Origin of the sequence: Thalassospira lohafexi, from assembly GCF_002844275.1 — a bacterium.
GTDB lineage: Bacteria > Pseudomonadota > Alphaproteobacteria > Rhodospirillales > Thalassospiraceae > Thalassospira > Thalassospira lohafexi.
Map to the genome: position 1 here is coordinate 396575 of NZ_NXGX01000004.1, position 20450 is coordinate 417024.

Annotated in this window: 14 protein-coding genes; 8 read left to right on the plus strand and 6 right to left on the minus strand. The window is 53.8% G+C overall.

Going from position 1 to position 20450, the window contains the following annotated elements:
• Positions 1-29 precede the first annotated feature (29 nt).
• Together COO92_RS11605 and COO92_RS11610 are read right to left on the minus strand one after the other, a co-directional pair.
• Positions 30-2480 carry a two-component system response regulator gene (locus COO92_RS11605; RefSeq protein ID WP_101302253.1) on the minus strand — a complete coding sequence of 817 codons (2451 nt, stop codon included), beginning with the start codon at positions 2478-2480 and terminating at the stop codon, positions 30-32.
• A 3-nt stretch (positions 2481-2483) separates the two neighbouring features.
• On the minus strand, positions 2484-3545 hold the full coding sequence (locus tag COO92_RS11610; protein WP_101302255.1) for a sensor histidine kinase: 1062 nt from the start codon (positions 3543-3545) through the stop codon (positions 2484-2486).
• A gap of 420 nt (positions 3546-3965) precedes the next feature.
• Between COO92_RS11610 and COO92_RS11615 the strand changes: the two genes are divergently transcribed.
• Positions 3966-5558: a lysine--tRNA ligase gene (locus tag COO92_RS11615; protein WP_101302600.1), complete on the plus strand. Its 1593-nt coding sequence runs from the start codon at positions 3966-3968 to the stop codon at positions 5556-5558.
• Between the two features lie 100 nt (positions 5559-5658).
• On the opposite strand, the gene COO92_RS11620 is transcribed toward COO92_RS11615, so the two are convergent.
• Both COO92_RS11620 and COO92_RS11625 read right to left on the minus strand, forming a co-directional pair.
• Entirely contained in the window at positions 5659-6240 is a 582-nt protein-coding gene (locus tag COO92_RS11620) for a hypothetical protein (protein WP_101302257.1), read from the minus strand.
• Between the two features lie 201 nt (positions 6241-6441).
• Entirely contained in the window at positions 6442-7497 is a 1056-nt protein-coding gene (locus tag COO92_RS11625; RefSeq protein WP_101302258.1) for a hypothetical protein, read from the minus strand.
• A 225-nt stretch (positions 7498-7722) separates the two neighbouring features.
• Between COO92_RS11625 and COO92_RS11630 the strand changes: the two genes are divergently transcribed.
• Together COO92_RS11630 and COO92_RS11635 are read left to right on the plus strand one after the other, a co-directional pair.
• Positions 7723-8319: a TetR/AcrR family transcriptional regulator gene (locus tag COO92_RS11630; protein WP_101302260.1), complete on the plus strand. Its 597-nt coding sequence runs from the start codon at positions 7723-7725 to the stop codon at positions 8317-8319.
• A 363-nt stretch (positions 8320-8682) separates the two neighbouring features.
• Positions 8683-9270, plus strand: coding sequence for a DUF4136 domain-containing protein (locus COO92_RS11635; RefSeq protein ID WP_101302262.1), 588 nt, complete (start codon positions 8683-8685; stop codon positions 9268-9270).
• Positions 9271-9361: 91 nt separating this feature from the next.
• Here the strand turns inward: COO92_RS11635 and COO92_RS11640 are convergent, their stop codons facing one another.
• Positions 9362-10237 (minus strand): branched-chain amino acid aminotransferase, encoded by an 876-nt coding sequence (locus COO92_RS11640; RefSeq protein ID WP_101302264.1) that lies wholly within the window; start codon positions 10235-10237, stop codon positions 9362-9364.
• 277 nt (positions 10238-10514) lie between these two features.
• Between COO92_RS11640 and COO92_RS11645 the strand changes: the two genes are divergently transcribed.
• The 5 genes from COO92_RS11645 to COO92_RS11665 all read left to right on the plus strand — a co-directional run bounded on the left by COO92_RS11645 (position 10515) and on the right by COO92_RS11665 (position 17186).
• Entirely contained in the window at positions 10515-11567 is a 1053-nt protein-coding gene (locus tag COO92_RS11645) for a LacI family DNA-binding transcriptional regulator (protein WP_101302266.1), read from the plus strand.
• Positions 11568-11885: 318 nt separating this feature from the next.
• Complete coding sequence (locus COO92_RS11650) at positions 11886-12920, plus strand: ABC transporter substrate-binding protein (protein WP_101302268.1); 1035 nt, start codon at positions 11886-11888, stop codon at positions 12918-12920.
• A gap of 106 nt (positions 12921-13026) precedes the next feature.
• Positions 13027-15258: an ABC transporter permease gene (locus tag COO92_RS11655; protein WP_101302270.1), complete on the plus strand. Its 2232-nt coding sequence runs from the start codon at positions 13027-13029 to the stop codon at positions 15256-15258.
• Entirely contained in the window at positions 15255-16343 is a 1089-nt protein-coding gene (locus COO92_RS11660; RefSeq protein ID WP_101302271.1) for an ABC transporter ATP-binding protein, read from the plus strand. The genes COO92_RS11655 and COO92_RS11660 overlap by 4 nt, the downstream gene beginning before the upstream one ends.
• Positions 16344-16373: 30 nt before the next feature.
• Positions 16374-17186 carry an inositol monophosphatase family protein gene (locus tag COO92_RS11665; RefSeq protein WP_101302273.1) on the plus strand — a complete coding sequence of 271 codons (813 nt, stop codon included), beginning with the start codon at positions 16374-16376 and terminating at the stop codon, positions 17184-17186.
• Between the two features lie 57 nt (positions 17187-17243).
• Here the strand turns inward: COO92_RS11665 and COO92_RS11670 are convergent, their stop codons facing one another.
• On the minus strand, positions 17244-20447 hold the full coding sequence (locus COO92_RS11670; RefSeq protein ID WP_240626411.1) for an MASE1 domain-containing protein: 3204 nt from the start codon (positions 20445-20447) through the stop codon (positions 17244-17246).
• Positions 20448-20450: the final 3 nt, after the last annotated feature.

Sequence of the window (20450 nt, forward strand, 5' to 3'; positions counted from 1 at the left end):
CGAATTTAAGTCGCGATGGGGAGAAGGATTTATGAAATATTGCTGTTGGACTGCTTTTTGGCTGCTTTATCGGCAAAGACCGCATCCGCGGGAACGGGTTTGCTAAACAGGAAGCCTTGCAGATCGGTGCAGCCCATTTCGCGCAAGAAATGATACTGTTCTTCGGTTTCGACACCTTCGACCGTGGTATGCAGGCCAAGCGAGCTTGCCATTGCCAGCATGGCCTCGACCAGGGCGGCATCGTCGGCTTTGCCTGGAAGATCTTTGACAAATGCCCTGTCGATTTTAATGCGTTTGATCGGCAGGCTTTTGATCGAGCGCAAGCAGGAATACCCCGTGCCAAAATCATCAATGGCAAGCGAAACGCCAACCTCGCGCAATTCGTGCAGCATGCGGATCATGCTGGTTTCATCCTGAATCATGCTTTCGGTGATCTCGATTTCGAGATATTCCGCAGGCAATCCGGCAACAGCCAGTGCATGTTGCACCGTTTCGGCAAAGTTGGGCATCTTCAACTGACGGACCGACACATTGACCGCCATGGTGATTTTCTGATCAAGCTCATCCTGCCAGCGCCGGGCCTGCAGGCAGGCTTCGCGCAGCACCCAGTCGCCGATTTCAATAATCAGGCCGCTTTGTTCGGCCACCGGGATGATTTCATGGGGCCCAAGCAAGCCACTTGTCGGATGGTTCCAGCGCAAAAGTGCTTCCACCCCGACAAGGTCGCCAGTATGGGCGTTCATTTGTGGCTGGTAGTATAAAACCAGTTCGTTGTTTTCAAGCCCGCGCCGCAATTCCAGTGACCGGGTCATATAGCGGGTTGCGGTTTCCGTCATTTCCGACTGATAAAACGCATAGGTCCGCCGTCCGCGGTCTTTTGCCGCGTACATGGCGGTATCGGCCAGCCGGATCAAATCCTGTGGCGACAAGGCGTTGTCAGGATACAGCGAAATCCCGATGCTGGCCGACAGAGTCAGTTCATGGCCGATAATGTAAAACGGGCGTTGCAGTTCACTGATGATCTTCATTGCAAGATTGGCCGCCGCCGTGGCGTTCTGGATGTTCTCACGGATGATCATGAATTCATCGCCGCCAAGGCGCGCAATGGTATCGGCGCGCTCGGTAACCGCCTTGATCCGGGTTGATGCGATCAGCAAAACCTGATCCCCGGCTGCATGGCCCAGTGTGTCATTGATGTTTTTAAAATCATCAATATCAAGAAACAGGCAGGCAACACGCGCACCGACGGGTTCGCTGCGTTCAATCGCGCGGTTCAGGCGGTCGGTTGCCAACAACCGGTTGGGCAGGCTGGTCAGCCCGTCATATTGCGCAAGATAGTGCAGTTCCTGTTCTGCCTGACGGATCGCGGTGCGGTCCGAAACGATGGCGACAAAATGGGTCAGTTCGCCGTCGTCGTCTTCAACCGCGATGATCTGTGTCGCCAGGGAAATCGGATTGCCCTGAATGTTGCGGGTTTCGATATCGCGGTGCCAATGGCGTCTGTGGCGCAAGGTATGAAACAGGTCTTGATAAAACCCGGCTGAATACTCCTCAGGGGCCAGGAAGTAGGGTGGTTTGTTCAGTGTGCCTTTGGGGCCTGTGCCGGTAATATGGTAGTAGGCCTTGTTGGCATTGGTGACATTAAGGTCCGGATCAAGGATCAGGATACCATCCTGCGTCGTTTCATAGACGGCCATGGCTTCGCGCAATTTATCATTGGTCATGCGCTGATCGGTGATGTCCTGCATCATGCCAATAATGCGGTGCGTACCATTGCGGTCATTGGAAAATGATTTGCCGCGTGCGCGCAGCCAACGCTGTTCTTTATGCGCGTTGATGCTGCGGAATACGACATCGTAAAAATCACCGTGCTGCACGGCATAGGTAAATGCCTTACGCACACTGTCGCGGTCCTCGGATTCCACCCGGTCAAGGAAGGCATCCCATGTTTCAGTCACCGTTTCGGTTTCCTGGGGTGTTTGGAAGTTGCCAAGACCCGTGCTGTGCATTTCGCGCGTGTTGACATCAATTTCCCAGCAACTCATTTGCGCTGCGGACATCGCCAGTGACAGGCGTTGCTGACTTTCGCGCAGGGCCATTTCGGCAACCCGGCGTTCCAGTGCCATCTGGATCGTGGCATGCAGTTCGCGTTCAGAAAACGGCTTTAACAAGAAACCATAAGGACGCGTTTTCTTGGCGCGTGCCAATGTTGCGTCTTCGGAGTGGGCCGAAAGATAGATCACCGGGATCATCAGATCGGGTGGAATGCCCGCCGCCGTTTCAATGCCGTCAATGTCGCCATCAATGCGGATGTCCATCAAGATGATGTCAGGTGGATCGCGCTCAATCGCTTTGAGCGCGTCATAGCCAGCACTGTGCGCAGAGGTTCGGTCATAGCCGAGTTTTTCAAGTTGCTTGCGCAAATGCAGCGCAATCACTCTTTCATCTTCGACGATCATGACATGAACCGTTTTTGGCATTTATCATTCGTCCTGTAAGGTGAATGTGATGTGAAAACGCGTCTCGGGGGACGTGTCGATGGTGAGCTGTCCACCAATTTGATCGACAAGAAGTTCAATCAGCTGAAGACCCAAGCCGGAGCTTTTGCCGATGGAAAAATCATCTGGAAGACCGTGCCCATTGTCAGAAATGCACAGTTCGACGTCACGATCGCCATGCATTTTGGTGGAAATCAGGATTTTACCGGCATGACCATCGCGAAACCCGTGTTTAAGCGCATTGGTGATTAACTCATTTGCAATCAGCCCACATGGCACAGCCTGATCAATGGCCAGTTCTACCTCGGCCAGGTCGCATTTGACGCGAACACGATCAAGATCAATGTTGTAGGCGGCCAGCAGTGACGAAACCAGACTTTCACAGAAGTTGGCGAAATCAACCTTGGCCATATTTTCGCTTTGATACAGCGACTGGTGAATTTGCGCCATCGACCGCACGCGGTTGCAACTGTCAATCAGGGCATCGCGCGCCTGTTTGTCGGCAATCGAGGCTGTTTGCATGTCCAGCAGGCTGTGAATGATCTGAAGGTTGTTTTTGACCCGGTGGTGGACTTCAGAAAGTAGGGTTTCCTTTTCCTTGAGCGACCGGGCAATTTGTTCTTCGCGGTGTTTGCGTTCGGAAATGTCGGATATGGCGGCAAGGATTAGTTGCCGATCCCCGCTGGCAATTGGATTGAGGCCGATTTCGACGGGAAATTCGCTACCGTCCTTGCGCAGGGCATAAAGATCACGCCCCGGGCCCATCGGACGGGCATTCGGGTTTTTGCCGTATGATCCGCGCAAATGTGGGTGACCTTCGCGAAAACGTGTTGGCACAAGCATCTCTATTGCCTGACCGAGCAGTTCGGACCGGGCATAGCCAAAAATGATTTCTGTTTGCGCATTGACCATTTCCATGCGGCCTTCGGCGCTGATCAAGATCATGGCGTTAGGCGCGTATTCAACAACGCGTTCAAATCGCTGATCAGCACTATTTGCGGGCATTGCGCCGATTTCGCCCGGCAAAACCTTGTCGCTGTGCGACATTGGTGGAACCTCAAAACTGCTCTGATACTTGAATTTACGTATTCATCGTCGCTAGCATATTCACGTTTGTCGTTTTCCTGCTTTGGTGCCCTGGCGTTCTGGGCGCCTGACAAGGGCAGGGTCCGATAGCAGGGGCTTTTGGCACCTTAGCTGCATATTTGCGGTCGTGGCGGTGGATTCAACTACACTTTAGAGTGGGATTTTTGCAATTTATGCGGAAAATAGCCTATGAGAATACATGCGCAGAGAACGGTATCTCGCATGTCGCACGTCGTGGGTCATTTGGCTGCCATGCGCAACAGATGCTTGATCTGCGGTGTGGTGCGGTATAGCTTCGCGCACGCACGGGATCCGGGTGACCCTGCGCCGTCAAGATTTCCAAAGAATTCAACGATCCAACTGACAAACAAGGTTTCAAAAATGACAGCCGATCTTCGAGATGCCGCACTTAACAGCAACGTCTGGGCCTTTCAGGAAGCCAGCAAGCTGGTCAAGCGGTATAAACAGAAGGCGCCTGAAAAGGGCTATGTCCTTTTTGAAACCGGTTATGGTCCGTCGGGTTTGCCTCATATCGGCACCTTTGGCGAAGTCGCGCGTACGACCTATGTGCGCCGCGCGTTTGAAACCATGTGCGATATCCCGACCAAGCTTTTCTGTTTTTCCGATGACATGGATGGGCTTCGGAAAGTGCCCGACAACATTCCGAATAAGGAAATGGTTGGCGAGCATCTTGGCAAAGCGCTGACAAGTGTGCCTGATCCGTTTGGCACCCATGAAAGCTTTGCCCATCATAACAACGCGCGCCTGCGCGATTTTCTCGATGGGTTTGGCTTTGAGTACGAGTTCAAATCATCGACCGACTGTTATCGTTCGGGCATGTTTGATGCGGCTTTGTTGCGTCTTCTGGAACGTTATGACGCGATCCAGAAAATCATGCTGCCGACGCTTGGCGAAGAACGTCAGGCGACATACAGCCCGTTCATGCCGGTTGAACCGGGCACCAACAAGGTTCTGATGGCCAAGGTGACCGAGCTTAAACCTGAAACCGGCAGCATCGTTTACGAGCACCCTGAAACCGGTGATCTGGTTGAGACGCTCGTCACGGGTGGTAACTGCAAGCTGCAATGGAAGCCTGATTGGGCGATGCGCTGGTATGCACTGGGTGTTGATTATGAAATGGCCGGCAAGGATTTGATCCCGTCGGTTGAGCTTGGCAATAAAATCGTCAAGGCACTGGGCGGCATCCCGCCAGAAGGCTTTAACTACGAACTGTTTTTGGACGAGAACGCACAGAAAATTTCCAAATCCAAGGGCAATGGCCTTTCGATGGAAGACTGGCTGAAATATGCGCCCGAAGACAGCCTGTCGCTGTTCATGTTCCAGAAACCCAAAACCGCCAAACGCCTGTATTTCGATGTCATCCCGAAAACCGTGGATGAATATCTGACGTTCGCCGAAAAGCTTAAAACCGAAACCGATCCGACCAAGATTTTGCAAAACCCGGCTTGGCACATTCATGCCGGGACCGCGCCGGACCGCGAAATTCCCCTGTCCTTTGGGATTTTGTTGAACCTTGTTTCGGTCTGCAATACCGAAGACCGCGATCTTCTGTGGAAGTTCATTTCGCGTTATGCCACGGGCGCAACGCCGGAAAGCTCGCCGTATTTGGATAAGCTGGTTGGCTATGCGATCAACTATTATCGCGACTTCGTTAAACCGTCGAAAAAATACCGCGCTGCGACCGAGGCCGAGCAGGCCGCACTGAAAGACCTGCGCGACGCACTGTCAAAAATCGAACAGGGTACGGAGCCATCCGACATTCAGACCGAAGTTTTCACCGTGGGCAAAAACCATAATTACGAAAATCTGCGCGAATGGTTCAAGACGCTCTATGAAATCCTGCTCGGTCAGGAACAGGGTCCGCGCATGGGCTCCTTCATCGCCCTTTACGGCCTTGATGAAAGTGTCGCCCTGATTGATCGTGCGCTCGCGGGTGAAGACCTCAGCGCCTGATGAGGTGGCCGCGTGAGCAGAGCATAACGAAACAAAAAATCCCACCATTTGGTGGGATTTTTTCGTTGCACCGCAGATCCGAATGCCTCGGTATTTGGGGCTATTTCTTTTCGAACTTCTCGATCAGTTCTTTGAGCTTGTCTATGTCGCCGCTATCAAGTGTCGCCTGAAATTCTGCGGGTAGTGTCTGATCCGCACCTTTGAGGATTTCAAGCGCCATTAACATGGTAACGGATTTCATCGCCGCGTCGTTGGCCCGTTGATAAGCCACACTATCCATTGCGCCGTTCATATGGGCAAAGCAATTATAGGAGCTGGCATCGCGATAAAATTGTAGTGCTGTTGTCCTTTTCAGCAACGGCGCTATCTTTTCTGCAACACTGCGTGCGAGTGTCGCGTTGGCCGTAACATCACCCTTGCCAGCTGCAAGCTGTGCCAGCAAGCTTGAGGTCACTGCGACGGCAACATCGGGCGGCGGTTCAGGGCATACACGTGACGTGCTATCAAACTTGGCGACAACTGTGCGGTAGGATGCGGTGGTTGACAGTGCGCCAACCTTGGCTTCGCCCAGCAAAGCGCTGCCACCGACCACTTGATCCTGAATGCCGCTGCTGCAAGCCCCCAATGACAAAGCCATCGCCCCCGCAACGGACAGTGTTAAAATCCTTAAACCGTACTTCATTACAATTTTCCTGCATTTGTGTGCGGGGCGGAAGTATCAGATAAGCCTAATTCTATTTAGCGAAGTTAAGCAAGTAATAAATCAACCCTTAATTGATTTATCATTTCTAGCTGTTTTACGCGCAAGGGGCTGTCATTGTCTTAGGAGGGGGAGTTTTGAGCTGGGCAGCAAAACTTGTACTACTGCCCAGCTTCTCGTCGACTAAGATGGCGGCAAATAACGTCGCCAGTTTTGATCTTCAAATGGGCTCAATACGATGTGGCGGGCCTTTTGCCAGCCAAAGCCAAACGCCATGACAAGGCCGCCGACAACAAAACAGACCAGTGCCACGGTGATGGATGGATCAATGGCCGCTTGATTGAAGCCGGAATTGGCCAGATAGCCGACATAGATCAGGCCGCTGATGATCGGCGACCGACGGTCGAGAAACAGCGAAAACAGCATGGCGATGATAATCACCGGGATCATCACAAGGGCGGCGGCATCAAACAGGGCCGCAACCGAATGAATGGTCATCGGTGCGCCGATGACATACAGCCAGAAAGCGCATTCGGCCCAGCCATTAACCCGCTTGGGGTCTTTTGTATCGACCACAACGCCCAAGGCCAGCAACAAAAGCCCGGTCAGCGTGATCATATAATCAAGATACTGGTTCAGGCTTTGCCCGAACGCGGTCAAAAGCAGCGACCACAATACCCCGACAATGCCAAACGCAATCAGGGCAAAAGATACCGGCAGGCGATAGCGCAGGAAGAATCCGACCTGAAAGGCAAAGCCGATGATGGCAACCAGAAGGGCGGTGTTGACCGATGTGCTGCCGAACGACCAAACGTCATCAAGATTGAAAAATTCTGCCGATGTTCCGACGATGCGCATATAGAGCATCACGGCATAGATCATCAATGTCGCGCACAGCGAAACCATGATGACGATTGAGGGCAATGTCGCCTTAAGCTTCCCCGCGACATATTCCGCCAGCACGACAAACCCCGCTATGGCGACAAGTGGCGCGATCCAGAAAACGGCATCGTTGGAATAAAGACCCCACAAAATGAACCAGCCGATGCTCAGCACGGTAATGCCCAGCGCAAGGAAGATGTCATTCATCCCGCGAAACAGGGTGAATTTTTCGGTTTCAAGTGCCTCTGGCGCGTGATTGGTCAGGTACTGCGCAAGGGCAATATAGGCCTCGCGGTCGAGTGCACCAGCAGATACGGCGGCTTCGATATCGGCAAGCGAGTATTGGTTGTTTTTCACAAATTGGCTCCGGCCCGTCTTTCAAAGGTTTCTGTGTGAAACCTGATACAGCCCAGACCCTAAGACAAATATAATTTTTGGGTATCAAAGCCGGTCCTGACAGTTCCGTGTGTCGTTGCGCGGCCGACCCTAACTATATGATGGTGCTATGGGGCATCCTGCTTGACAATCAAAGCGACGATGTCATGATTAAGTAAGTTAACTTACTTATGTAGTTTCAGGTCAATGGTTGAAAAACTGACATCGGCACAAAAACGCCAAAAACTTGCCCGTGCGGCGATGAATGTGATTTGGCGCGATGGTTATCACGCCGCGACCATTCAAACGGTTGCTAAAGAAGCAGGCTTGCCTGCCGGGGGCGTGTTTTACCGGTTTCCCAAAAAGCATGACCTGGCACAGGCGGCGATGGAAACCATGGAAGGCGAGTTTACCCCGCTTCTGGCGACCATCGCGCCCGGCGGCACGGCACAAAAGCGTGTTTCGGTATTTTTTGACTATCTGGATGCCATGACACCGCGCCGGGTTGTGCTCGGCTGCCCGGTGGCAAAGCTGATGCTTGATATCCCGGCAGATGACGGTTTTGACGCCACACGTAAAACCGGACAGGCGATTTTCACATCCCTGATAAACTGGCTGGCCGATAACTTTACACAAGATGGCATATCGGATGATACCGCCCAAAAAACGTCACGCCGGATCATACTGCGTTGGCAAGGGGCGATTGTTTTGGCGCATGCGATGAACGACCGCACCATTCTTGATGACGAGATTGCGGACCTTCGCCAAACGGCGGAAAGGATGCTAGGGTCTGAACCCAATTGAATGCTTGAAATGGTCGCGAGGAATTTGTGCGGATATCAGGAGCATTACCGCAGCAAGGCTCGCTGCCTTGCAAGGTGATGCGACGTAATAGCCCGTGCAAATTCCTCCGATCCGAAGGACATCAGGACACTCTGCGATCTTCTGCGTCAATCCCCTTGCCCGGGGCAATACCCCGCGCGGCGGAGATTTCCTTGCATGTCTTGCTTGTTCTGATGCCATTTTAAACATTTAATTGGGTTCAGACCCTAACCGCGGGAGCGGCATAACCTGCCATCATGAAACCAAATTCTGTTGATGGTATTGTTGTCCCCGAACGTCATATAAACAAAGACAGTTTCTGGTTGAAGCAAAGGGACCGACATCATGCAGATAGTGAAAACCGCCATCGCAGGCATTCTGGTCGGAATGCTGGCGGCCTGTGCCAGTGGGCCAAAGGTCTATATCGATGCCGACCCGGCCGCCGATTTCAGCCGCTATCAAAGCTTTGCCTTTTTTGAAGGGGCAGGAAAATCGGCTGAGGAAAAATACACAACCCTGTCAGGTCAGCGGATCGAGGATGCCATCAGCACGGCACTTGAAGCACGCGGATACCGCGTTGACATCAACAACCCTGATTTCCTTGTGAACTTCCATCTCAAGACCGAGGAAAAAACCCAAACCTCGCCGCCGGTCTATATGGGCGGATATTATGGGTATCGCGGCGGCATGTATGTCGGCTGGCCGGGCTATACGGAGCCGGGATATACCAGCACCTATACCGAAGGCACGCTCAGCATTGATTTCGTGGATCGCCGTACCAACCAGATGATCTGGGAAGGGACGTCTGTTGGGCGTGTGACCAGCTCAACACGTGATGCACCCAATGAAGCCGTGCGCACGGCTGTGGCCTCGATCTTTGCCAAATACCCCTATGTCGCAGGCAGCAGCGTGCCGGTTGCGCCGACGCAGTAAAAGACGACAGGCCTGTATAGGGTATGAAAAAACGGGTCGGAAATTCCGGCCCGTTTTGTATTTATAGTCGTGCGATATGGCGCGCGGTGAATCAGTCGGCGCTGGCTGCGGCAAAGGCCGTATAAAGTTCCTGCGCGCGGCGCGTGATCGGGCCGGGTTGCAGGGCGCGTTCATCAAGTTTCACACACGGGGCGACTTTGTAATAATTGCCGGTGCCAAAGATTTCGTCGGCGGTTTCAAGCTCGCTGTACACGCAGGTTTTCTCAACCACCTCGACACCATCTTTGCGCAGAAGCGTAATGACGCGCTGACGGGTCAGGCCGTTGAGGAACGTGCCGTTGATTGCCGGGGTATAGACCACATTGTCCTTGGAAAAGAACAGGTTGGCGTAGGAAAATTCGGCAACATTGCCAATCGGGTCGAGCATGACACCGGTGTCAAAGCCGTCATTTTTGGCTTCGGTCACAGCGCGCCCGACATTGGGATACAGACACGCTGCCTTGGCTTCGGTCGGGGCACTTTCGGGCGATGGACGGCGGAAACTTGATTTGCGCGCACTAAAGCCGGTTTGCACGGCTTCGGGCATTTCGCTCACCGAAATGCACAAAACAAACTGTGCACTTTCGGGGACGGGTGCCAGAAACCCTTCGCCGCCATAGACAATCGGTTTGATATAAAGCGCCAGTTCCGGATCGAACTTTTTCACCCCTTCCTTGGCCAGTGCGACGATTTCATCCGTCGTAATGGCGGGTTTTAAGCCCATCAGATTGGCCGAGCGGATGACACGGGCACAATGGGGGTGAAGATCGGGCATTTTGCCGTTCATGCGGCGCGCACCGTCAAACACGGTCGAGGCCATCCACACACCATGGGTTTGCGGGCCCATAATGTTGGGGTTGCCTTCATGCCATTCACCCTTGAACCAGGTCCAGGTGGTGACGGTGCTGTCGGTGGCGGCGTGGCCCATGATGTGCTCCTGATGGTATTTGGGATTGCCAAGGCGGGCCTTGGTTTTTCGGTGTCGTGTCTGTTGTCGTAATCTGTGGGGCAGTCTGTTATGTGGGCATCAGAATAGGATTTTTGCCCAAGGCGGGTCAAAGAAAAATGACAGCAAACGCGACCTATATATCCGATATGACAGTTTTATAAAGTTGCCGAAAGGTGCACACGTGTGCGTTGGCGGTTGCGATGGGCTATGGTATGTGTGCTCTGTCCAGTAGGGGTGTCATAGGGAACCTGACCGTATGAGCGGTGATCGCCAGAAATCCGGTAACGGGGTGGAAAAGAAGGCGCATCAAGTGGTGACGTCTGCTGATGTTGCGCGCGAAGCGGGGGTGTCGCGGTCAACCGTGTCGCGTTGCATGGCCGATGATGAGCGCATTTCCGAGGCGACCCGAAAACGCGTTCAGGAAACGGCAGCCCAGCTTGGCTATCACGTCAACAAGATCGCCAGTTCAATGAACCGGCGCAAAAGCGACCTGATCGGGCTGGTAACATCCGGGCTGACGGACCCGTTTCGCATTGAGTTTCTTGATTGTCTGATCAGCCAGATTCAACAATCGGGATATCGCCCCTTGGTGATTGATGTCTCTGACCCGGACCAGATGGGGATATCGATGCTTAATCTGCTGCAATATCAGGTGGCGGGGGTTGTTGTAACGTCGGGAAGCCCGTCCCCGGAAGTGGGTACTCATTACCTGAAACGAAATGTTCCGGTTGTTCTTGTCAATCGGGCAGGGCGTCTGGAGGGGGCCGATGTTATTAACTGCGATAACGTGCACGGTGGCGAACTGGCCGCAGATATGTTGCTGAAAAGTGGTAAAAAGCGCCTTGGTTTCCTGAATGTGCGGGGCGGTACCTATAGCGGCAATGTGCGCGGGGAGGCATTTGTTTCACGGATTGCACCGCGTCTTGCGGACGGCGAGATCAGTTTTACGTCGCTTGTGTGTGACAGTGCGGATTATGACGGTGGATTTCATGCCGGCCTCAAATATCTGGCAGACCGGGAAAACGCGCCGGATGGGATTTTTTGTGCCAAGGACCATATTGCCCTTGGCCTGATGGATGCTGCCCGGTTTGAGCTGGGGCTGAAAGTCCCGGGTGATCTTGCCGTCATTGGGTTTGATGATATTGCCGCGGCCCGTCAGGGTGCCTATCAACTTACCACCGTGCGCCAGCGGGCAGACCAACTGGCCGAGATGACAGTAGAACGGTTGCGCCGTCGCATCGGGGGGGATGCGCTTGGCGATGAGCGGCTTGTTCTGCCCGTTGAATTTATCCGCCGCCAGACTGTCTGATCCCTGTCTGATCCCTGACGGCTCCTTATGAAGATTGGGACTCGTGAAGAACCGGACTTTTCATGCGCACGTGTGCATGTAATTGGGCGCATTTTGTGCCATAAGACAGGCAATCTCATTCGATCTTCTGGTCCCGCATTCTATGATTAAATCGTGTAAAAACAATGTTTTGTGTTTAATCCGTAGAATGAAAATTCCAAAGAATAGAATTTTTTTGTTATTTTTGAAGTTCTGTGATTAAATCCTCGCAGCACGTGATCCGCACCTTAGTTGTGCACACGTGTGCATTCAACGAAATGCAAACGGGAGGAAACCCAAATGACGTTTAAAAATACTCTTTATGCCGGTGCTGCCTTTGTCGGACTGGTTGTTACCGCTGTTGGACCTGCCAATGCGGCGGGCCGCCTTAGTGTCATCTGCTCGGCCGATAACGAATGGTGCGAGATGATGGAAACCGCCTTCGAGCTTGAGCATGACATCGATGTTTCGATGGTGCGCAAAAGTTCAGGCGAAGCCTATGCGCAGGTCCGCGCCGAAGCCAGCAACCCGAAACTTGATATCTGGTGGGGCGGTACGGGTGATCCGCACTTACAAGCCGCCGCAGAAGGCCTGACCGAAGAATATACATCGCCGCAACTGGGCGATCTGCAAGACTGGGCCGTGCGTCAGGCCAAGAATGCCGATAACAAAACAGTCGGTATTTATGCCGGTGCGCTCGGCATTGGTTATAATAACGATCTGCTTGCCAAAAAGGGCCTTCCTGCGCCGAAATGCTGGAAGGATCTGGCTGATCCAGCCTATAAGGGCGAAGTCCAGATTGCCAATCCAAGCTCGTCTGGTACGTCCTACACGACGCTTGCCACACTTGTGCAGTTGTTTGGCGAAGAAGAAGCTTTCGACTTTCTCAAAGAGATGCACAAGAACGTAAATCAGTACACCAAATCGGGTTCTGCCCCGATCAAGGCGGCTGCGGTTGGCGAAACCACGATTGGCATCACCTTCATGCATGACATGATTGCCCAGATCAAACAGGGTGCCGATTTGACCGTGGTGTCACCGTGCGAAGGTACCGGGTACGAAGTGGGCTCAATGAGCATCATCAAGGGTGCACGCAACCTTGAAAATGCAAAAATCTGGGCTGAATTTGCCCTTTCTGCAAAAACCCAGTCGATTGCCGAGGACGCGCATAGCTATCAGGTGCCGTCAAACAAGGAAGCCCGCATTCCTGATGGGGCACCGCGTTTGGATGAGTTGAAACTCATTGATTATGACTTTGCCAAATACGGTGACGCGGAAGTCCGCCGTCATCTTCTGTCGCGTTGGGATGATGAAGTGAAAAACGCGCCGCAATAATCGGCCCTTTTCCTTTTTCCGGACATCAGTGCAGTTCCGCCAACCCATCTGTGGGCGGGACTGCCGACCTTGACATTCTGCACGCGGGAGAATTTTGGTGAACCGAATGCTTTGGATCTGGCTGGCCATCGGCTGGATTGGATTTGTCATATTTCCCTGGTATCAGCAGGAATACGGCTTCTGGACGTTGGAATGGCTGCTTGATGGCTATCCGACCTACGTCGATTATGCGCCTGCGATCCTTCAGGCCACCTTGCTTGAAAAATACTGGTTGTTGCCGGTCGGGCTTTTTTTGTTGGGGCCCTTGTTGCTGGCGCGGCAAGGACGCGCGCATCCGAAATACGCACAGATATTGATCATCAGTGGCCTTGGCGGCCTGATCTGGATGGTGGGGCAGGGCTTTGCCATCGGGATTTCCGGGTGGAGTTACGGCTGGCTTGAAAGCCTGTTTGGTCCGCTTGATATGCGTCAGTACGGATTGGGCTATGGCGCCCTTCTGATGGCGGCCAGCTATCTGATCATATTGTGTACGGGGCTTGCTGCTGCTGGTGCCATGCGCGGCGATGTCTTTGTGACCTCCGCAATTGGGACGGTCGTTGCGCTTGTCGCCTTGTTTGTCTTCTTCCCGGTCGCACGCATTCTGGGCAGTGCCTTTGTTGATATTGACGGGGCTGTTTCCGGGGCGGCCTTTGTGCGCAATTTCTTTGACGACAGCGTCTGGGGATTGGGGTGCCTTGCGGGCGGGGCCTGCGGGGTGGCGTGGAATACCGCATTTCTTGCGATCCTGACGGCGGTCTCAACCACTTTGCTGGGGCTTGCCTTTGCGCTGGTCGTGACGCGCACAGGGTTTCGATACAAGAAATCACTGCGTGTTCTGACGGTTCTTCCGATTATTACGCCGCCATTCGTGATTGGTTTGGCATTGATCCTTCTTTTTGGCAGATCGGGCGCTGCGACGCAGTTCGTCTCTGATCTCCTCGGGGTGGAGGCAGGGCGTTGGCTTTACGGCCTCCCTGGTATCTGGCTGGCTCAGACCCTGTCCTTCACCCCGATTTCTTTTTTGGTGCTGATCGGTGTTGTCGAAGGTGTCAGCCCGTCGATGGAGGAAGCCTCCCAGACGTTGCGGGCGGGGCGCTGGAAAACCTTTGTTATGGTGTCTTTGCCCCTGATGCGTCCGGGGTTGGCCAATGCGTTTTTGCTAGCCTTTATTGAAAGCATGGCCGATTTCGGCAATCCGATGGTTTTGGGGGGCAATTACGAAGTCCTTTCAACCGAAATATTCTTTGCGATTGTCGGGGCGCAAAATGATGCCGGGCGGGCGGCTGTCCTCGCACTGGTACTGTTGTTCTTTACCCTGTCGGCATTTGCCGCACAGCGTTTCTGGCTGGGCCGGAAATCCTATGCAACGGTTTCGGGTAAGGCCGAAAGCGGGGCACATATCGGCCTGAACCCGGCGTTGCGCCGTTTGGTCTATTGCACGGCGGTGCCGTGGGGGATCTTTACGGTGGCTGTGTATGGCATGATTTTCTATGGCAGCTTTGTGACGCGCTGGGGCTTTGATAATACGCTGACCCTGGACAACTATGTTGACGCGTTTGGCATTGGCTGGAGCGAGCATGGCATCGTTTGGACCGGGGCCGCATGGGACAGTTTCTGGACGACGTTGAACATCTCGGCGATTTCTGCGCCACTGACGGCGGCCGTGGGGTTGACGACGGCTTATCTTCTGGTGCGTCAGAACTTTCGTGGGAAAAGCGCCTTTGAATTTGGCACGATGTTAAGTTTTGCCATTCCCGGAACCGTGATTGGCGTCAGCTATATTCTGGCATTTAACGTGCCGCCGTTTGAATTGACCGGCACCGGGGTGATCCTTGTGATCTGCTTTATCTTCCGCAATATGCCGGTGGGGGTGCGTGGTGGGATTGCCGCGATGAGCCAGCTTGACCGCAGCCTTGATGAGGCATCGCTCACACTGGGGGCAAACAGTTTCACCACGTTCCGTCGCGTGATCCTTCCGCTGTTGCGCCCCGCGATTGTTGCCGCGCTTGTCTATAGTTTCGTGCGCGCAATTACGTCTGTGAGTGCGGTGATCTTCCTGGTGAGTGCCGACCACAATATGGCGACATCCTATATTATCGGTCTTGTTGAAAACGGGCGGTACGGCGTGGCAATTGCCTATTGCTGTGTCCTGATCGTTGTGATGTTGGCGGCCATCCTTGCGGTGCAAGGGGCCATCGGCAAACGCAAACTGCGCCGTGAAGATCGCATTGCACCAGATCGTCTTACACCAGACCGCGTTAGCCCTGCTGGCGAAAATCTGAAAGAGAAGCATTCATGAAAATCAAAACACGCGCAGGTTCGGTCGTGTTCGAAAATGTCACCAAGACCTATGGTCTGGGGGCGGTGACCGCGATCGACAATGTATCCTTCACGATCAATCCCGGCGAACTGGTGACGTTGCTGGGGCCAAGTGGCTGTGGCAAAACCACAACGCTTCGCATGATTGCCGGTCTTGAACATGCAACAAAGGGCAAAATCCTGATTGGTGGCAAGGATGTCACCCAACTTCCTGCAACAGACCGTGATGTCAGCATGGTGTTTCAGTCCTATGCACTGTTCCCGCATATGACCGTCCTTGAAAATGTGGCGTATGGTTTGACCGTGACGGGCGTTGCCAAGGCCGAAGCCCATGAGAAGGCCGAGGAGGGCCTCGATCTTGTCGGGTTGGCCGGATATGGCAGGCGGCTGCCGTCCGAGCTTTCGGGCGGACAACAGCAACGTGTTGCGGTTGCCCGTGCGCTGGTGCTTGAACCCGAAGTCCTGCTGCTGGATGAGCCACTGTCGAACCTTGACGCCAAGCTGCGCCGACAGGTGCGAACCGAAATCCGTGAGCTTCAGCAAAAACTTGGTCTGACGGCGGTCTATGTTACCCATGATCAGGAAGAGGCCCTTGCGGTATCGGACCATATCATTGTGATGAACCGCGCGGTGATTGCGCAACAAGGCACGCCGCGCGAACTCTATGAACAACCTGCATCCGGCTTTATTGCCGACTTTATCGGGGATGCCAATTTGGTCGGGGCTGAACTGGTTGAGGTTGAGGGCGACATGGCCCATATCGAGATTGGCGGGTTGCGACAGACCTTGCCGCATCGGGGCTTGGGCATTGGGCCGGTTAATGTTGCTGTGCGTCCTGACGCGATTGAGCTTTCTGCGGTGAATGGGGAAAGCAGGCAATCATCGCTAAAAGGTCACATTACCCATGCAGCATATCTTGGTAATCAAATGCAATACTCCGTGACATCGGACATTGGTGACCTGTTTGTCATCGATCCGCACATTGATGCACCGATTGCCACCGGGGATGAAGTTCGTATCGGCTTTTCAGGGCGTGGCCTTGCGGTGGTTCCCACCGATGAATGATCAACAATAGAACAAACAGGCAGGGATAAAGTGAACAAAACAGCATCCAGAATTGACGTTGAATCGCGGCTCGAACATGCCCGGGATGTCATCCGTGCAGCGGGTAAACGCGCCATGGACTACTACGACGGAACGGCCGGTGACCTTGAGATCGAGGTCAAGGCCAACGCCCTTGATATGGTCAGTATTGCCGACAAAAATGTCGAGGCCATCATCCGTGACCGCATCGCCGATGCCTTTCCCGAGGATGGTTTCCTTGGTGAGGAAATGGGCATTGAGCAAGGTGAAAATGACTGTCTTTGGGTGATTGATCCGATTGATGGCACGGCGTGCTTTGTCAGTCAGATGCCGACCTGGTGCATTTCGGTGGCCTTGATGGTCGGCAATGAGGTGGTTTTGGGCCTGATTTACCATCCGTGCGGCGATGAGCTGTTTACCGCGATGAAAGGCGACGGCGCGTATGTGAACGGCGAACCGGTCGAAGCAAGCAAGGTCACCAAGGTCAGCGATGGCTTGTTGGGGCTGGGCCTGTCGCATCGCACCAAAAGCGATGTAATCGTGCCGGTTATGACGCAACTTCTTGACCGCGAAGGCATGTTTATCCGCAACGGGTCGTGTGCGTTGATGATGGCTTATGCGTCTGCGGGGCGGTTGATCGGTTATTATGAGCCACATATCAATCCTTGGGACTGCATGGCGGGGATTATCCTGATGACCGAAGCGGGCGGCTGGACCAATGATTTCCTGGGCATTCCCAATGTTCTGGAAGACGGCGGACCGATCCTGGCGGCCGGGGCCAATGTTGCCGATGAACTGGCCGAGATGACCGGGGTCAAACGCTAACGCAACGGACCTAAGGTGCGATCATTGATGGATGCACGCAACGATCAAAAAGGTGGGCTATTCGCCCGCCTTTTTTTGTAATGCGCGCCGTTCTTCAAGCATCCGGTGTTCAAGGCGGGAAAGCTCGCTATTGATGGTTTTGATGTCGAGCGGTTTGGTGCAATGGGCATCAAATCCGGCCTCGCGGAAGGCCGCGAGATTGTCATTTGAAATATCCGCCGTCAGCGCCAAAACAGGGATGGTGGCCTTGACCGGGTCTTCAAGCTGACGAACAAAACGGGTGGCCTCAATGCCGTCAAGGACGGGCATATGCACATCCATCAACACCGCATCGAAATCTTCGGCGGCAAGAATATCAAGCGCGATCTGTCCGTCGGCGGCGGTGGTAACTGTGTGGCCCTGCAGTTCAAGCAGTTTTTGCGCAAGGATACGGTTGATTTCGATGTCCTCGACCAGAAGCAGGTTCCAGCCCCGCGCGCGTGGTTCTTCGGCGAACGCGTTTTCGACATTTTGGGCATCGGTGTTTTCAGATGCCGCACCTTCGCTGCTGCGTGGCAGTGTCAAGTCAAACCAGAATGTGCTGCCGTCGCCCTCCTTGCTTTCGACGGTGATCGCACCGCCCATCGCCTGAATGATCTTCTGACAGATCGCAAGGCCAAGCCCGGTTCCGCCATAGCGCCGGGTGGTTGATGTGTCGGCCTGTGCAAAGGCTTCGAAAATGGAATCCAGTTTGTTTTGCGCGATGCCAATACCATCATCGCGCACCGCAATGCGCATCGACAAAGTATCGTCGGTAACCGCCAAGGGAGACACATCAATCGTGACGTTGCCAAACTTGGTGAATTTCACCGCATTGGACACAAAGTTGGTCAGCACCTGTTTAAGGCGTACCGGATCGCCAACCACCCAGCGTGGCATATCGGGGGCAACATTCAGATGCAGTTTGTTTTTCTGCGCGCGCGCCGGGACCAGCATCATCGACGATACTTCCTCGCAGATCCGATGCAGATCAAACGGCACTTCTTCAAGTATGAGTTTCCCGGCTTCGATCTTGGAAATGTCAAGAATATCGCCAATCAGCGACAACACATGCCGTCCGGCGCCACGGATCGTCGCAAGATACCCGCGCAGGGTGTCCTGTGCCGGATCATTGCCAAGGCTGTCGGACGCCAACTGCGTATAGCCAAGGATCGAGGTCATCGGCGATCGGAATTCGTGGCTCATATGGGCAATGAATTCCGATTTTGCCTTATCGGCCTGCTGTGCCTGATTCATGGCACTTTCAGCTTCTTCGCGCGCGTCTTCAAGTTCCCGGGTGCGCAGCGAAACCAGATCGACAATCTGGCGTTCTGTTCGGGTCAGGGACCGCAAATAGATCGTCAGAAGGATGGATACCGTCGCGCCAAAAATGAAAATGGCCCACGGTTGCCAATACATAAGACCGGCATATTGTGCATTTTCCTGATGCAGGTTGATGGTCCAGTCACGATAGCCAAATGTGAAGTTCGAGATGTTCGGATTGAACGGAATGGCGCGTTCATCGGCAAGGTGTTTAGCAGCGTACTCGGACTTACGGTTTGAATAGATGACCCGTTTGCCCTCATCGGCTTCAAAATCAGCCAGATGCAGTTCGTAGTTTGATGGCAAACGCGCAACCCGTGCCGCCCGGGTAATCATATTGGTCAGGCGCAATACACCAATCGCAACACCAAGGGGCGGGCCCCCTTTGTCACGCCGGTTCTGCACACCAAGCAAGGCCAGAGACGTGACAACGGCCGAGTCTGATCGAAACAGGTTAAGCGGTTCGGTCAGGGTGATGTTGCCGGTGCGCAAGGCGGTTTCAAGTGCGCGTTTGCGGACCGGATCACTGGCAAGATCAAAGCCGATTGCCTGTTCATTTCCAGATCGCGGAAAGACATAGAAAATTGGAAAATACCCGTCATCCCGCAAGGGCGAGCGGGTGAGCTTCCCGTCCTGAAGGTGGCGAATTTCGAAATCTTCGACGCCGCGCAGATGGGCGTTTTCTTCGATCAGATTGCGAGCACGCCCTTCGACAAAGGGGGCCCATTCAAGGGCCAAAATGCCGGGCCGCCGGCTTACCCATGGGGCAATCATGGCATCAAAGGTATTAAACGATACGTTGCCATGAACATCAAAAAGGGTACGCACCGCCACCAGAGAGTCGGTTGCCCGGCCCAGTTCTTCGCGAAGGGACGCTTCAAACGCACGGCGATATTGTTCGGTTTGCGCACTGTCGGCCTCGGTCAGTTGGACATAGGTATACCAACCGGCAACGGCCGACATGCCAAACCCGAAAACGGCAACGATGACGGCCAAGTTACGGCGCAGACGGTGAATATCATGCGATATTTTGCCATCCCGTGCGCGGGTTGTAACCGACGACATCTTCTCAAGACCTGCCGCCAGCAAAATGGTCACGAAGGTGACAGCAATGATGTAATTGTATGTCTCGTCAGGGCCGGTATCTAAGTTCTGGCTGACAAAGCCGCCGGTGCCAAGGGACGTAAAGACAATGACGTTGATCATGATCAGGGCATTGATCAACGTGGCACCAAGCAGGCCAAACCGAACTGCTGCCCAGATGACAAAGGGCAGGGAGACAAAAATAAACAGGAATTCCGGCCGCGACATGATTGGCGTGATCTGGATGAACGAACTGACGATCACAGCGGCAATCGAAATGAAGGCCAGCTCAAGATAATAGCCAAGACGACGGTTTTTCCAGGGATGGTTGAAAAGGCGCAGGATCAGTGGGGTACCAACTAGGGTTCCAACCGTGCCCGAAAGCACCCAGCCTTCCCAGACAGTGCGAAGGTTTTGCACATCCGTAACGCCAGTGATCAGTGCAACGCCACTTCCGATTGTCGCCGATATCAATGGTGCCCCCAGCGCACCAAGAAGCAGGAAAATAATCAGGCCGCGCAACGATGATAACGGGCTTGTGCCACAAAGTCGGGCGACAAGGGCGGCGGGGATGGCTGTGGAAAAAGTTGTACTTGTTGCAAATAAGATCGCGGTAAAAAGGGAAAAATCGCTTGTCAGGGTGAGCAGCATAGACCCGCAAAATACCGCAGGAACATACCGCCAACCCCACATGATCAGGGACGCAAGGGCAATGCCCGTCGGCAACCAGATCAACCACTGGGTTGTGTCATGATACGGAAGAAGGAAACCTGCTTTCCCGGCAAGGAAATACGCGATGGCAATCGCCAGAAAGCGAATTATGTGGTGGCGTTGCACGGG

What these genes read in the sequence shown, in the direction of transcription:
- COO92_RS11655 (WP_101302270.1), top strand. Translation starts at nt 13,027, where the DNA reads ATGCTTTGGATCTGGCTGGCCATCGGCTGGATTGGATTTGTCATATTT.
- COO92_RS11645 (WP_101302266.1), top strand. Translation starts at nt 10,515, where the DNA reads ATGAGCGGTGATCGCCAGAAATCCGGTAACGGGGTGGAAAAGAAGGCG.
- COO92_RS11640 (WP_101302264.1), bottom strand. Translation starts at nt 10,237, where the DNA reads ATGGGCCACGCCGCCACCGACAGCACCGTCACCACCTGGACCTGGTTC.
- COO92_RS11650 (WP_101302268.1), top strand. Translation starts at nt 11,886, where the DNA reads ATGACGTTTAAAAATACTCTTTATGCCGGTGCTGCCTTTGTCGGACTG.
- COO92_RS11605 (WP_101302253.1), bottom strand. Translation starts at nt 2,480, where the DNA reads ATGCCAAAAACGGTTCATGTCATGATCGTCGAAGATGAAAGAGTGATT.
- COO92_RS11630 (WP_101302260.1), top strand. Translation starts at nt 7,723, where the DNA reads ATGGTTGAAAAACTGACATCGGCACAAAAACGCCAAAAACTTGCCCGT.
- COO92_RS11620 (WP_101302257.1), bottom strand. Translation starts at nt 6,240, where the DNA reads ATGAAGTACGGTTTAAGGATTTTAACACTGTCCGTTGCGGGGGCGATG.
- COO92_RS11610 (WP_101302255.1), bottom strand. Translation starts at nt 3,545, where the DNA reads ATGTCGCACAGCGACAAGGTTTTGCCGGGCGAAATCGGCGCAATGCCC.
- COO92_RS11660 (WP_101302271.1), top strand. Translation starts at nt 15,255, where the DNA reads ATGAAAATCAAAACACGCGCAGGTTCGGTCGTGTTCGAAAATGTCACC.
- COO92_RS11635 (WP_101302262.1), top strand. Translation starts at nt 8,683, where the DNA reads ATGCAGATAGTGAAAACCGCCATCGCAGGCATTCTGGTCGGAATGCTG.
- COO92_RS11615 (WP_101302600.1), top strand. Translation starts at nt 3,966, where the DNA reads ATGACAGCCGATCTTCGAGATGCCGCACTTAACAGCAACGTCTGGGCC.